Source organism: Mesorhizobium sp. GW821-FHT07A06 (genome assembly GCF_059419085.1).
Genome location: NZ_JBWKRC010000004.1, coordinates 138381 through 152416, shown reverse-complemented (window position 1 = coordinate 152416; position 14036 = coordinate 138381). Strand labels below are relative to the sequence as shown.

Annotated in this window: 11 protein-coding genes and 1 tRNA gene; 6 read left to right on the top strand and 6 right to left on the bottom strand. The window is 63.6% G+C overall.

Translation table 11 applies throughout. From position 1 onward, the window contains the following. Positions 1 to 2 precede the first annotated feature (2 nt). From AC07SZ_RS14975 to AC07SZ_RS14965, 3 genes are all read right to left on the bottom strand, one after another. A complete protein-coding gene (locus AC07SZ_RS14975; protein WP_494914848.1) occupies positions 3 to 755 on the bottom strand; it encodes a GNAT family N-acetyltransferase in 753 nt (250 codons plus the stop codon). Positions 756 to 784: 29 nt separating this feature from the next. Continuing rightward, positions 785 to 2026: a bifunctional glutamate N-acetyltransferase/amino-acid acetyltransferase ArgJ gene (gene argJ / locus AC07SZ_RS14970; RefSeq protein WP_494914846.1), complete on the bottom strand. Its 1242-nt coding sequence runs from the start codon at positions 2024 to 2026 to the stop codon at positions 785 to 787. Between the two features lie 277 nt (positions 2027 to 2303). Further along, positions 2304 to 3521, bottom strand: coding sequence for an MFS transporter (locus tag AC07SZ_RS14965; protein ID WP_494914844.1), 1218 nt, complete (start codon positions 3519 to 3521; stop codon positions 2304 to 2306). Between the two features lie 275 nt (positions 3522 to 3796). Between AC07SZ_RS14965 and AC07SZ_RS14960 the strand changes: the two genes are divergently transcribed. Then, positions 3797 to 4396 (top strand): TetR/AcrR family transcriptional regulator, encoded by a 600-nt coding sequence (locus AC07SZ_RS14960; protein WP_494914843.1) that lies wholly within the window; start codon positions 3797 to 3799, stop codon positions 4394 to 4396. A gap of 74 nt (positions 4397 to 4470) precedes the next feature. Here the strand turns inward: AC07SZ_RS14960 and AC07SZ_RS14955 are convergent, their stop codons facing one another. After that, positions 4471 to 5391, bottom strand: a complete 921-nt coding sequence (locus AC07SZ_RS14955; RefSeq protein ID WP_494914842.1) for a peptidylprolyl isomerase — start codon at positions 5389 to 5391, stop codon at positions 4471 to 4473. Positions 5392 to 5653: 262 nt separating this feature from the next. Between AC07SZ_RS14955 and secA the strand changes: the two genes are divergently transcribed. The 5 genes from secA to AC07SZ_RS14930 all read left to right on the top strand — a co-directional run bounded on the left by secA (position 5654) and on the right by AC07SZ_RS14930 (position 13094). Further along, positions 5654 to 8386, top strand: coding sequence for a preprotein translocase subunit SecA (secA, locus tag AC07SZ_RS14950; protein ID WP_494914840.1), 2733 nt, complete (start codon positions 5654 to 5656; stop codon positions 8384 to 8386). A 322-nt stretch (positions 8387 to 8708) separates the two neighbouring features. Beyond that, positions 8709 to 10109, top strand: a complete 1401-nt coding sequence (locus tag AC07SZ_RS14945) for an oligosaccharide flippase family protein (protein WP_172372080.1) — start codon at positions 8709 to 8711, stop codon at positions 10107 to 10109. Continuing rightward, the gene (locus AC07SZ_RS14940; protein ID WP_056576193.1) at positions 10109 to 11389 is read left to right on the top strand and encodes a GNAT family N-acetyltransferase; all 1281 of its coding nucleotides are present in this window, start codon (positions 10109 to 10111) and stop codon (positions 11387 to 11389) included. The genes AC07SZ_RS14945 and AC07SZ_RS14940 overlap by 1 nt, the downstream gene beginning before the upstream one ends. Before the next feature lie 345 nt (positions 11390 to 11734). After that, positions 11735 to 12409: a TonB-dependent receptor gene (locus AC07SZ_RS14935; RefSeq protein ID WP_172372078.1), complete on the top strand. Its 675-nt coding sequence runs from the start codon at positions 11735 to 11737 to the stop codon at positions 12407 to 12409. A 388-nt stretch (positions 12410 to 12797) separates the two neighbouring features. Continuing rightward, positions 12798 to 13094: a hypothetical protein gene (locus tag AC07SZ_RS14930; protein WP_494914839.1), complete on the top strand. Its 297-nt coding sequence runs from the start codon at positions 12798 to 12800 to the stop codon at positions 13092 to 13094. Between the two features lie 308 nt (positions 13095 to 13402). Here AC07SZ_RS14930 and AC07SZ_RS14925 read toward each other — a convergent pair whose 3' ends face one another. Both AC07SZ_RS14925 and AC07SZ_RS14920 read right to left on the bottom strand, forming a co-directional pair. After that, positions 13403 to 13615, bottom strand: a complete 213-nt coding sequence (locus AC07SZ_RS14925; protein ID WP_494914838.1) for a hypothetical protein — start codon at positions 13613 to 13615, stop codon at positions 13403 to 13405. A 91-nt stretch (positions 13616 to 13706) separates the two neighbouring features. Continuing rightward, positions 13707 to 13791 (bottom strand) — tRNA-Leu (locus AC07SZ_RS14920). Between the last annotated feature and the right edge of the window lie 245 nt (positions 13792 to 14036).

The following is a 14036-nucleotide window of genomic DNA, read 5'->3' as shown; positions in this document are numbered from 1 at the left end:
CTTCACTCATGACCGGGCGGCCGGCGGTAGTGGTATCGGTAGACTTCGTCGAAGCCGAGTGAACGGTAGAGCGCAAGCGCCGGCGCATTGCCAGCCTCGACCTGCAGCCAGGCTTCGCGCGCGCCGCGCAGCCTCGCCCACTTGAGCGCCGACAGTATCAGGTTGCGGCCGTGGCCCTTGTTGCGCGCCGACTTGTCGGTGGCGACCTCGAACAGGCCGGCAAGATCGCCGTCATGCACACAGATCAGCGTCGCCAGCGCCTCTGCTCCATCCTCGAGCGCGAACAGCCCGGCCTCGGGCTGAATGGCGCCTATGATCTCCGACAGGCCGGGCCGCAGCGAAACGTCCGAGCCGCTGACCTTGAGCGACGCGCCGATGAAGCGGCTGATGTCCTTGAGCGGAATCTGGTCCATGGCGGCGTCTAGTTGGGCATCGGCCAGCGGCAGCCGCATGACCAGCGATTCGTCGAACCGGCTCCAACCCTCCTTGTCGAGATGATTGGCCAGATCGGGACCCGAGAGCGGCGACATGCGGAACGTCAGCGGCCTTCCATAGGCATCGAAACGGCGGCTGGCCCGGCCGATACGGTCGGCGATGTGCTGGATGTCGCCGGGATCGAGCGGGTTGACCGAATTCAGCCGCTTGGCCGGATGGCCGGCTGTCAGCCGCACCACCCAGGTGCCGTCATAGTGGACGGCCGCCGCCGGCCAGGCGCGAAAGCCGGCCGCCTCGTAGCGACGCACGATCGCGAGCATGCTTGCCGGATGCCTGGGAGCCAAAACCGTCAGCTCCGATAATCGCCATTGATGGTAACGTATTCCTTGGTGAGATCGCAGGTCCACACCGTTGCCTTGCCGCGGCCGATGCCGATATCGGCGCGGATGCGGATATCGTCGCGCTTCATGTAGGCGGACGTCTTTTCTTCCGAATAGGCCGGATCACGCTCGCCCTCGTGCGCCAGCCGGTTGTCGCCGAACCAGATCGACAGCCGGTCGCGGTCAGCGGGCTCGCCGGCCTTGCCGACGGCCATCACGACGCGGCCCCAATTGGCGTCCTCGCCGGCGACTGCCGTCTTGACCAGGGGCGAATTGGCGATCGACAGCGCGATGCGCTTGGCCGAGCGGGCCGATTTCGCACCGGTGACGGTGACTTCGACCTGCTTGCGGGCGCCCTCGCCGTCGCGCACCACCTGCAGCGCCAGCGACTTCAGCACCTTGCCAAGCGCCCGGCGGAACTGGCCCAGGCGCGCATCTTTCGGGTCGGTGATCTCAGGCGCGCCGCGCTTCGCGGCCTTGCCGGTGGCGAAGATCAGCAGCGTGTCGCTGGTCGAGGTGTCGCTGTCGACGGTGACCGCGTTGAAGGTCTTGGCCGTGCCGCGCGACAACAGGTCCTGCAGCACCGGCGCCGCGATCGGCGCGTCGGTGGCGATGAAGGACAGCATCGTCGCCATGTCGGGAGCGATCATGCCGGCGCCCTTGGAGATGCCGTTGATGGTGACTTCGGTGTCGCCGAGCTTGATCGTCTGCGTCGCCACCTTCGGATAGGTGTCCGTGGTCATGATGGCCTTTGCAGCCTCGGTCCACAGGTCGGGCTTGCCATCGCTGACCAGCCCGGCGAGCAGATGGCTGAACTTGGTCGTGTCGAGCGGCTCGCCGATGACGCCGGTCGAGGCCAGGAACACCTCACCGGCCGTGCAGCCGGCGGCCTTGGCCGCGGCCTCGCCGGTCAGCGCGGTGGAGTCGCGGCCCTTCTTGCCGGTGAAGGCGTTGGCGTTGCCGGAATTGACCACCAGCACCCGCGCCTTGCCGGCGCCAAGGTTCTGGCGGCAGAAATCGACCGGCGCCGAGGGACATTTCGACTTGGTGAACACGCCGGCGACCGTGGTGCCGGCGTCGAACGCCATGGCCAGGAGATCGGTGCGGTTCTTGTACTTTATCCCCGCTTCGGCGGTGGCGATGCGCACCCCTTCGATGACCGGCATCTTGGGGTACTTCTTCGGCGCGAGCGGCGAAATCGTCGTGGACATGGAGACCTCGGGCGGGAAAATCGCAAGGAAAGGCCGGTTTGCCCGATACGGCGCGCGGGCGCAAGGGCGTTTTCGCCGCGCCTGCCGGGGCGGCCAACCACGCCGGATCAAGCCTGCATTTCAAACCTGTCGGCGTCGCCGGCGCCAGTGGCGCTATGATTGCGCCCCCATGGGCAGGGGGCGCGTCACGCTCGGGCTGGTCAAGGCCGCGGAGGGATGGCGCATCGAATCCGAAACCTCGCAAGCCATGCAATGAGCGCTGATCCGCGGCGCGAATTCACGTGCTTTCGCGCGACATGAATTCGGTGGCGAAACAGAGCAGTCCTGCAATCGGCAGTGCCGGCCCGATCCAGGACACCAGCGGCCAGCCGCCTTGCGCATACGCCCAGCCGCCAACGCCCGAGCCGATCGCGCCGGCGATGAAGAACGTCGCCATGTAGAGCCCGTTGAGACGGCTGCGATGTGCGGCGCCGAGCGCGAACAGGTCCCGATAACCGAGGACAAGGTTGGTCTGCACGCCGAAGTCGAGGACGATGGCGGCGACAATCAGCAGCGCCAACGAAAGCGTCGAGCCGGTGTGGGCGATGTGGGTTACGAGAAACGCGACGGCGACGCACAGCATGGCGAAGGCGGTGGCCGGCCGGCCCCATCCGCGGTCGGCGGCTCTTCCGGCGAGCGGCGCGGCGATTGCGCCGGCGACGCCGGCCAAAGCGAACAAGCCGATGCCGCGCTGCGTCAAGTTGAAATCTGGACCGCCCAGCAGCAGCGGCGTCGTCGTCCAGAACAGGCTGAAAGCCGCGAAAAGGAATGCCTGGTAGAGAGCCCGACGGCGCAGGACCGGCGTCGTGCGCGCAATATGCACCATGGACGCCAAAAGCGCGCCGTAGCTTAGACGCGCCGTCGGCTCGCGCCTGGGCAGCGCAAACCGCAGCACCACGGCCAGCAGGATCATGACGGTGCAAGAGGTGAAGTAGACCACATGCCAGGACGACAGCGCTGTGATGAAGCTGGAAAACGGGCGTGACAGCATGATACCCAGCAACAATCCCACCGAGACATTGCCGACCACGCGGCCACGCCTTGCTTCCGGCGCCAGGTGCGCCGCATAGGGGATGAGCATCTGCACCGCGACCGAGCCGAGGCCGACAAACAGCATCGCGGCCAGAAAAGCCATTGGCTGCGTCGAAATCGCCGCGCCCAGCAAGGCGAGCGTTGCAATGGCGAGTATGCCAAGCACGAGCCCGCGGTTCTCCATGAGGTCGCCTAGCGGCACGATGAACAGCAGGCCCACCCCGTAGCCGACCTGGGCCATCGTAACGATCAGGCCCGCCGCATGTGGCGGCAGGCCAAGTTCGGCGCCGATCGGGCCGATCAGCGGTTGTGCATAATAGATGTTGGCGACAATCAGACCGCAGGCGGCTGCCAGCAGAAAGGTCATCCAACTCGAAATCGTCGTCTCGGCGGACGCGGAGCCGGATGCGATAATGGTCGTCATGGCGATACCCATCGGAACGGAACGTTCCGATGGGTAGAACGAACCGTTCCGTTTCGTCAAGCGATGATGTATGAACATCTCGATGCGTGGCACATCTTGGCATCAGCGCTTTTTGCGGCCAAATGGCTTCATTTGGCGTCCGCACGAATGCGGACAGGAAAACGAGCGCTTTTGCTCCGGATGGTTCCTGTCCGAGCAAGAATGTGGTGAGGCAAAGAGTTGCTGGCGGGTTGTTGTTCCAGCAGAGACGAGAACCGCTTCAGGAGGAACGGCCAATGAGCGAAATCGCCGATCCGGCACGCAGATCGATTGGCGCCAGGCGCAACCCCGACAGCGCCGAGGCGATTCTGGAGGCCGCCGAGGCCGTGCTGATCGAGGCCGGTTATGCCGGGTTCTCGATCGAGGCGGTGGCGCGGCGCGCCCGCGCCGGCAAGCCGACCATCTATCGCTGGTGGCCGAGCAAGGCGGCCCTGCTGCTCGAAGTCTACCAGCGCCAGAAGCGCGTCGACGTCCCCGATACGGGAAGCCTGGAAGAGGATCTCGTCGGCTTCCTGGTCAATCTGTTCGCGCACTGGCGCGAGACATCGTCGGGCAGCGTGTTCAGGTCGCTGATCGCCGAGGCGCAGTCGGATGAAACCGCGGCCGCGGCCCTCGCCGGTTATGCCGGAGGGCGCCGCACCCATACCGGCCTGATCATCGAGCGCGCCAAGGCAAGGGGCGAAATCCCGAGCGACATCGACCCTGGCGTGGTCGCCGACCTCGTCGCTTCCTATGCCTGGCGGCATCTCTTGACCAACCGGCTCGACGAGCCTGAGGCGACGATACACAAGATGGTCCGCTATCTCCTGCAAGGCATAGCTGCGCCCTGCGGATAACGGCATCGGCGCACCAACAAAAAGGGCGCGGCAACCCTTGGCTGCCGCGCCCCTCTTTGAAAAACCGTCCAGGCTTACTTGCCGGCTTCCATCGTATCGACGGCCTGCTTCAGCTTGGCGTCGGGGATCTCGACCTTGGCATCGGCGCGCAGCGACTTGACCAGCGCGAAATACTTGTCGCGGATGACCGCCTGCTTGGCCTGGTCCTTCACCTCGTCGAAGGCCGGCGGCTGCTTGGCCCGCTTGTCCTCGAGCTTGATGACATGCCAGCCGAACTGCGTCTGCACCGGCTGCTCGGTGTATTTTCCGACATCGAGCGCGAAGGCCGCCTTGTCGAATTCCGGCACCATCTGGCCAGGTCCGAACCAGCCGAGGTCGCCGCCATTGGACTTGCCGGAGGGATCGCTGGTGTGCTCGTTGGCGAGCTTCTGGAAATCGCCGCCGCCGTCGAGCTGCTTGATGATCGCCTCGGCCTCTTCCTTCGTCTTCACGAGGATGTGACGGGCATGCACCTCGTTGGCCGGCGGCGTGTTGGCGATTTCCTGGTCGTAGCGGGCGCGGACCTCGGCGTCGGTGACCTTGTCGACGACGCCCTTCTCGACCATCTCGCCATGCAGCGCGCGCTGCTGCAGGAAGGCCATGCGGCGCTGGAAGTCGGGATCCTTGTCGAGACCGTCGGTAACGGCCTTGGCGGCCATGACACGGATCTCGATGGCCGCCGAAAGGGCCGCCGCGCGGCGCTGTTCGGGCGGCAGCTGCGCGAATTGCTGCGACAGCTCGCCTTCGGCAAGCACCAGATCGGCTTCAGTCAGGGCCTGGCCGTTGACCGTTGCCACCACGGCGTTCGGATCGACCGGCGCCGCCGCGGGTGCGGCCGCATCGGCCGGAGCAGCAGGAGCGGTCTCCTGCGCCATCAGCGGCGACAGGCAAAGAGCCGACAAGCCGAAGGCCAAGCCAAGGCTGGCGAGCGACGCACGGCGGAACAACAAGGACATAAGGATGACTCCGGTGAAGGATTGTAAGGAGGGATGGCTTCCAGATCAGCCAGATTGTGGCGGAATTTGGCGCGACCGGCATGGCCAGCGCGGCGTTGACATCAGTTGAGCCCCCTCTTATCTGTCCAACGACTTGGCGTCCAGAACCGTTTTCCGGGCGCTTTTTGTGTTTGCCCGCATTCAAGCGGTGCGTTCACGCGGATTTGATGGGGCCGGCCGGCGCCTGTCTCAAGATTGAGAATTCTATCGAAAGGACCATTGGATGGTCAGTCTCGGCGGTCTCGCCCGTAAGGTTTTCGGTTCCTCCAACGACCGTCGGGTCAAATCAACCCGGCCCCGCGTCGAGGCGATCAACGCCATGGAAAACGAGATGCGGGCGCTCTCCGATGCCGAGCTTGCCGGCCGAACGGAGAAATTCCGCCAGGATATCGCCAATGGCGCCAGCCTTGACGACCTGCTGGTCCCGGCCTTCGCGACCGCGCGTGAGGCGGCGCGCCGCGTGCTCGGCATGCGCCCCTTCGACGTCCAGCTGATCGGCGGCATGGTGCTTCACAATGGCGGCATCGCCGAGATGCGCACCGGCGAGGGCAAGACCTTGGTGGCGACGTTGCCGGTCTACCTCAATGCGCTCGCCGGCAAGGGCGTCCACGTCGTCACCGTCAACGACTATCTCGCCACGCGCGACTCCGAATGGATGGGGCGCGTCTACAAATTCCTCGGCCTCTCGGTCGGCGTCATCGTCCATGGCCTGTCCGACGAGGAACGCAGCACCGCCTACGCTGCCGACGTCACCTACGCCACCAACAACGAACTCGGCTTCGACTATCTGCGCGACAACATGAAGTATGAGCGCGCCCAGATGGTGCAGCGCGGCCACAATTACGCGATCGTCGACGAAGTCGATTCCATCCTGGTCGACGAGGCGCGCACGCCGCTGATCATTTCCGGTCCGCTCGAAGACCGTTCGGAAATGTACAACACGATCGACACCTTCATCATCCAGCTGCAGCCGCAGGATTATGAGATCGACGAAAAGCAGAAGACCTCGATCTTCACCGAGGAAGGCACCGAGAAGCTGGAGAACCTGCTGCGCGACGCCGGCCTGTTGAAAGGCGAGTCGCTCTATGACGTCGAGAACGTCGCTATCGTTCACCACGTCAACAACGCGCTGAAAGCGCATCGGCTGTTCCAGAAGGACAAGGACTATATCGTGCGCAACGGCGAGATCGTCATCATCGACGAGTTCACCGGCCGCATGATGCCCGGCCGCCGCTATTCGGAAGGCCTGCATCAGGCGCTGGAAGCCAAGGAGCATGTGGCGATCCAGCCGGAGAACCAGACGCTCGCCTCCGTCACCTTCCAGAACTACTTCCGCCTCTACAAGAAGCTTTCCGGCATGACCGGCACGGCGCTGACCGAGGCCGAGGAATTCGGCAACATCTACGGTCTCGAAGTCACCGAGATCCCGACCAACCTGCCGGTCATCCGCAAGGATGAGGACGACGAGGTCTACCGGACGGTCGAGGAGAAGTACAAGGCGATCGTCAAGGAGATCCGCGAAGCCAGCGCCAAGGGTCAGCCGACCCTGGTCGGCACGACCTCGATCGAGAAGTCCGAGCAGCTGGCCGACCGCCTGCGCAAGGAAGGTTTCAAGGATTTCGAGGTGCTGAACGCCCGCCATCACGAGCGCGAGGCGGCGATCGTCGCCCAGGCCGGCAAGCCCGGCGCCATCACCATCGCCACCAACATGGCCGGCCGCGGCACCGACATCAAGCTCGGCGGCAATGCCGAGATGCGCATCGAGGAAGAATTGGGCGACATGCCTGCGGGTCCCGAGCGCGAGGCGCGGGAAAAGGAAATCCACGCCGATGTCGAGCGCCTGAAGGAAAAGGCGCTGGCCGCCGGCGGCCTCTATGTGCTGGCCACCGAGCGCCATGAATCGCGCCGCATCGACAACCAGTTGCGCGGCCGCTCCGGCCGCCAGGGCGACCCCGGCCGTTCGAAATTCTTCCTGTCGCTGCAGGACGACCTGATGCGCATCTTCGGCTCCGAGCGCATGGACGGCATGCTGCAGAAGCTCGGCCTCAAGGAAGACGAGGCGATCATCCATCCCTGGATCAACAAGGCGCTGGAAAAGGCGCAGAAGAAGGTCGAGGCGCGCAACTTCGACATCCGCAAGAACCTGTTGAAGTATGACGATGTCTCGAACGACCAGCGCAAGGTGGTGTTCGAGCAGCGCATCGAGCTGATGGACGGCGAAGGCCTCTCGGAAACCATTGCCGAGATGCGCGAGGGCGTCATCGACGAGATCGTCGCCAAGGCGATTCCCGAAAACGCCTATGCCGAGCAGTGGGATGTCGCGGGCCTGAAGGCCGAGGTCGCCGAATTCCTCAATCTCGACCTGCCGGTCGAGGAGTGGGCCAAGGAAGAAGGCATCGCCGAGGACGACATCCGCGAGCGCATCACGCAAGCCGCCGACACCGCCGCCAAGGAGCGCGCCGAGCGTTTCGGGCCTGAAGTGATGAATTACGTCGAGCGCTCGGTGGTGCTGCAGACGCTCGACCATCTGTGGCGCGAGCACATCGTCAATCTCGACCATCTGCGCTCGGTGGTCGGCTTCCGCGGCTACGCCCAGCGCGATCCGCTGCAGGAGTACAAGAGCGAGGCATTCGAGCTGTTCCAGGCAATGCTCGGCAATTTGCGCCAGGCCGTCACCGCGCAGCTGATGCGCGTCGAACTGGTCCGCCAAGCCGCCGAGGCTCCGCCGCCGGAAGCACCCGACATGTTCGGCTCGCATATCGACGGCACCACCGGCGAGAACGATTTTGGCGACGGCGAGACGGCCCTTCTGGTGCGCCAGGAGCAGAACGCCGTCGTCGCCCCCGAGGACCGCGATCCGAACAACCAGGCGACCTGGGGCAAGGTCGGCCGCAACGAAGCCTGCCCCTGTGGCTCCGGCAAGAAGTACAAGCACTGCCATGGGGCGTTTGCGTAAGGACGCCGCTTCTTCCTTCTCCCCGTTTCACGGGGAGAAGGTGCCCGAAGGGCGGATGAGGGGCGCTGAGTTTCATGATTTTCGCGTGTCTCCGACCAAAAGCGATGAGACGCTCGCCCCACAAAGTCGCTTCGTCCGCAGATAGCTCTTCTTCCTCTTCCCTATCGGTGCAAAATTGCCGAAAGCCGGCGCTGCCCCTCATCCGCCTGCCGGCACCTTCTCCCCGTAAACGGGGCGAAGGGAGAACCCACCCAACCGTTTCTTAATGTGTCTCCGCTACACCAAAACCTGAAAAAGAGGCGGAAAACGGAGAGAGATCGGGGTGCGCTTTTCCGCGGCCACGACTGCCGGGCGGTTCTTGCCGCAGCGTTTGGCGCTGCGCGTGGAGCCGCTGCTCGGCCGCATCGACGCCGTGCTGTTCACCGCCGATGAACGCGGCGAGGCCGGCCGCATGTCGGTCATCGCCTTCTCCATCCGCATCGTGAGCGCCGTCATCGCCTTCATCAGCCAGGTGCTGATGGCGCGCTGGATGGGCTCGTTCGAATACGGCATCTTCGTGCTTGTCTGGGTGACGATGGTCATCGTCGGCAACCTCGCCTGCCTCGGCTTCCATACCTCGGTCATCCGCTTCATCCCCGAATACCGCGAGCGCGGCATGATGGACGAACTGCGCGGCATCGTGGTGGCCAGCCGGCTGTTCGTGCTGATCGCCTCGACGATCATCGCCGGGCTAGGCGCGCTCACCGTCTGGCTGGCGGCGCCCTGGATCGAAAACTACTACGTGATACCGTTCATCCTCGGCGCCTTCTGCCTGCCGATGATCGCGGTGTCGGATCTGTTGCAAGGCCAGGCCAGGGCGAACAGCTGGGCGCTTTTCGCCCTGTCGCCGACCTATCTGATAAGGCCGGTGCTGATCCTGCTGTTCATGGCGCTGATGCTTTTCGCCGGCTACGCCGCTGATGCCAGGACGGCGATTTTCGCCTCCATTGCCGCCACCTACGTCACCACGCTCGCTCAGCTCATCGGTGTCACCCACCGCATGGAAAGGCAGATCCCGGCCGGACCCATGAAGGTGCATTTCGCGCAATGGTTCGTCGTCTCGCTGCCGATCTTCCTGGTCGAAAGCTTCTTCTTCCTGCTCACCAATGCCGACGTGCTGATGGTCGGCGCCTATATGGATCCCAACGACGTCGCCGTCTATTTCGCCACGGTCAAGACGCTGGCGCTGGTGCATTTCGTCTATTTCGCGGTCAAGGCCGGCGTTGCCCAGCGCTATGCGCAATTCACCCATGGCGATCCGGAAAAGCTCGCGGCCTTCGCTCGCGAGACCGTGTCGTGGACCTTCTGGCCCTCGCTGCTGATGGCGCTGCTGGTGCTGGCGCTGGGCAAACCCATGCTGGTGCTGTTTGGCCCCGAATTCACGTCGGGCTATCCGCTTCTGTTCCTGCTCGTCTTCGGCGTCGTGGCGCGCGCCGCCGTCGGTCCCTGCGAGAGCCTGCTCACAATGAGCGGCAACCAGAACATCTGCGCCGCCGTCTATGCCATGACACTGGCCTTCAACATCGGTCTCAACGTGATGCTGATCCCGCATTTCGGTCTGTGGGGCGCGGCCATGGCCACCGCCTTTGCCATGATCTTCGAGGCCAGCGCGCTGTCCTTCACGGTGTGGCGCAAGCTCGGCATCGTCATGGCGATCTTCGCGCCAGCCAAAGGAGCCGCCTGATGGCCGCCATCCCGTTGCTCGAGGAAACCAGCGGCGGCACCGCCGGCGCCATGGTGTCCGGCCTTGCCGGGCTGGCGCGCGACCCCGACCCCGCCCATATCGAGATCTTCGCCAACAACCGGCCCGAGCGCAAGCTTGCCATCTATCCGGCATCGGCCGGTTTCGACCTGGTCGAGGAACTGGACTATCTCTGCGCCCGCACGATCGAGCCGAACGTTTTCTTCAACCCGCGCTTCCTGGCACCCGCAATGCCCCGGCTGGAAGATCGCGAAGTGCGGCTGGCCGTGATCCGCGACGGCGACGAATACCGCAACCGGCTGCGCCTCCTGGTGCCGATCTCGGTGGAGCGCCCGGTGGTTCCGCTCGGCGTTCCGGTGTTGCGTACCTGGTCGAGCCCCTTCGGTCCGCTCGGCACGCCGCTGGTCGACCGCGACGATCCGGTCGGCGTCGTCGAGGACTTCTTCTCTATGCTGTCGCGCCCGCATCTCAAACTACCGAAAGTCTTCGTGCTCCCCGACATCAGGCTCGATGGCCCGGTGGCGAGCCTGCTCGGCACCGTGGCCGAAACGCGCGGCCTGACGCTGGTCACCACCGGCCAGACCCTGCGCCCGGTGCTGGAGAGCCAGCTCGACGGCGACGACTATCTGAAGGCATCGCTGCGCTCGCACCATTATCGCGAGTTCCGCCGCCTGAAGCGGCGCCTTGCCGACCTCGGCAGGCTGGAGCATGTGGTGGCGCGCGGCCCCGAGGAAATCCGCCACGCCATAGAAAGCTTCCTGACGCTGGAAGCGTCCGGCTGGAAGGGCCGCGAGCGCACCGCCATGGCGATCGACCGCTTCCGCGCCGCCTTCGCCCGCGAGGCCGTGCACCGGCTCGCCGAACAGGACATGTGCCGCATCCATTCGCTGACGCTCGACGGCCGCACCATCGCCTGCCTGATCGTCTTCGTCGAAGCCGGCGTCGCCTATACCTGGAAGACGGCCTATGACGAGACGCTGGCAGCCTATTCGCCGGGCACGCTGCTGATGATCGAGGTCACCCGGCAGCACCTCGACGATCCCAACATCATGATGACCGATTCCTGCGCGGTGCCCGACCATCCGGTGATGAGCAGGCTGTGGAGCGAGCGCAAGCCGATCGGCACGCTGGTGATCGGGCTGACCACGGACGCCGACCGCCTCGCCCGCCAGGCCGCCTCGCAACTGCATCTCTACCGCGAGACCCGCAACATGGCGCGCCTGCTGCGCAACCGTATGAAGAGCCTGTTGAGACGGCGCTGAATGCCGGCCCCGGTTTGCGACAACCCGGCCTTTGGATGGCCTTGTTGATCGGCCTCTTGATCCTGCTCAAATATCTATTCGGGGACCGGATCACCCTTCTGGCCATCGGCTGGATGGCTGGCCGGCCGCCGCGCAACCGGCCGGTTTGAGCGTGCCGCCGCCGTCTCGCCGGTGTGGCCAATCTGCATCGCCGAGATCCTGCCGAGAGCTGTACGGCCAAACACGTCCACACGAACGGCACACCGTCACATAACTGTAATGGCGCGCGCCTAGCTAAATCGCCGCCACATCCCAACGCGCCGCTCTATCAGATGCGCCGCCACATCTCGAGGAAAGACCATGCTTTTGCGCACCATCGTCGCCCCATTGGGCGTTTGCTTGTCCATGGCCACATCAGCCTTTGCGGCTGATCTGGTCGAAGCCCCGCCACCGGCAGCGCCGACCTGGACGATTGGAATAGAGGGGAGCCCGGAATTCTACGCCATCAACAATGGCAGCAACACCGCCCGGTCGCTTGCCGACACCTATTTCAAGCTCAGCGTTTCGCACAATTTCGACAACAATTTCGTCGGTGGCATCTTTATCCAGCCCACCTTCAAGACCGGTGGAAAATCCCAGTACTACGCCGAAGCCAGCCTCGGCTACAAAATCAAGGTCACGGATGCCTTCACCCTGACCCCCAGCCTGGGGCTCGGCTACACCTGGCACGATACGGGCATTATCAAGGATGCGGATGCCAATGCGAATGTTCCTTACTACGCCCTGTATATCGCGGGCGATTGGAAGGTCTCCAAGCAATGGACCTGGAACGTCTTCAACTTCCGCTACCGCAATGCCTTCAACACCACCTGGGAAACGCCAAAGCTGGCCACCGGATTGACCTACAGCATCGACTCCACCAACGCGGTCTATGCCAGCGTTGGCTATTCCTGGAAGAAGACCGACACCACTTCAGCCCCCTACAACGATCTCGCGGGCGACAAATGGAATATCGCGATCGGCTATAAGCATTCGCTCTGACGATATTGGCGGGGGGCGCAGGCTGTCCTGCGCCCCAAATCGTCCCAGCTGTCTCCGGCGCAGCAAATCCATCCATGGTCTCATCGAGCTTGCTCTGGACATGAGCAGGCCACAACATGGACCAGTCCCTGAACGTGGAATGGTGCCCCTAGCCGGGGTACTGGGGCTGGATCGAACCAGCATCTAGACCGAACAATCTCTCAGCAATAACAAGACCTTACTGGCTTATCGCCCCTGAAGGCCTGTAGTCTCGATGTACCTCAGTGGGTATCAGGCGCTGTACCTCGGGTCAAGCCGCCGCTTAACTCTGGTGCAACCAAAGCGTGTTAGCCGTGGAGAATGGAATGAATACGCGCCGCATGGGTTGGTGGCTATCGGGGGTATCGATATGACCGAGCATAGGCTTCCAGGTCGCTATAAGGCGCTCATCGCTGCCAACCTCGCAATCGGCATAGCGGGCATTCTGTTGCAGCCGGTGTATCCGAAGAGCATCTTCATCGCGATGTTTGTTATGTGCGTTTTCCTTACAGTCCTTTTGGCATTCATGCTTTGGACGGGGTTTAATGAGTGGAAGCGCCAATCCCTATGGACGATCGAAACACGCTTGCTGGTCACGCTTCTTCTGATGGCCCTCGGCATAAGTTTATACGGAATGTTTCTGACGATGCGCTCCATGTTGAAGTGATGAGCAGCAGAAGGCCGCTCTCCATCCATCTCGGCCGTTTGCGGCAACCAGCTAATTGAGTTTTGACCCTCAGATGGTCGCGGCGAAACCTCAGCGCCACCAGCGCAGCCTCTACTGAGCGGGAAACGGCAACCCGCCTATCTCGCCTATCCCGCCTCAACGAACCTGACGGGCAACGCTGCGGCGATCTCCTCAGCCATCCCCGGCGGAGGCCGGTACGGATTGAGACCGAGAGCCTTGATCCGCTCGACGGTCTCTTGGAACAACTCCCGCGACGTCTTGGGGCGACTGATGCCGCGCACCTCGTCCTACGCCGCTGCCAGCATCTGCTCAACCTCGCGATGCACCTGACGGTATTTGGCGAGCGCGTCACCCTTGGCGTTCCCCAAGGCAATGGTGATTTCACCCTTTCCTAAGGTAGACCGAAGCTCAGGTTTGACGACGCGCCGGTAGCGATAGCTTGAACTCCCCAGTTTCTTGCTCTTGCGCTCTTGCCAGTGTTCCACGATCACGCTGCTCATTGCTGGACCCCTTGATGTACCTCTAGGATGTACCTCGGGGGATGTCTAAGCCCTTGAAAGCCTTGAAATTACTGGGCTTGTCAGCGGTCTGTGGTGCCCCTAGCCGGGATCGAACCAGCACTCCTTGCGGAACTCGATTTTGAGTCGAGCGCGTCTACCAATTCCGCCATAGGGGCTCAGGCCGGGCGGCCTGGATGGGCGCGGACTATACGGTCGGAGGCCTGTTCGTCAACAGGCCAATTCTCGGGTACCCCGAGATGCGACCAATCTTCGCCTTTTGATTTCGTGGCGGTGCTGCCATTGTGCAGCGCGGAAAATCTTTCTAGACAGGCGGCGCATGAAGCGTGGCGGGTCTGAAGGCACCGACGCGCAAGCCTGGGCCCCTGTTTCGTCCCTGCCATTGTCCCCGGGCGGCTGCGCA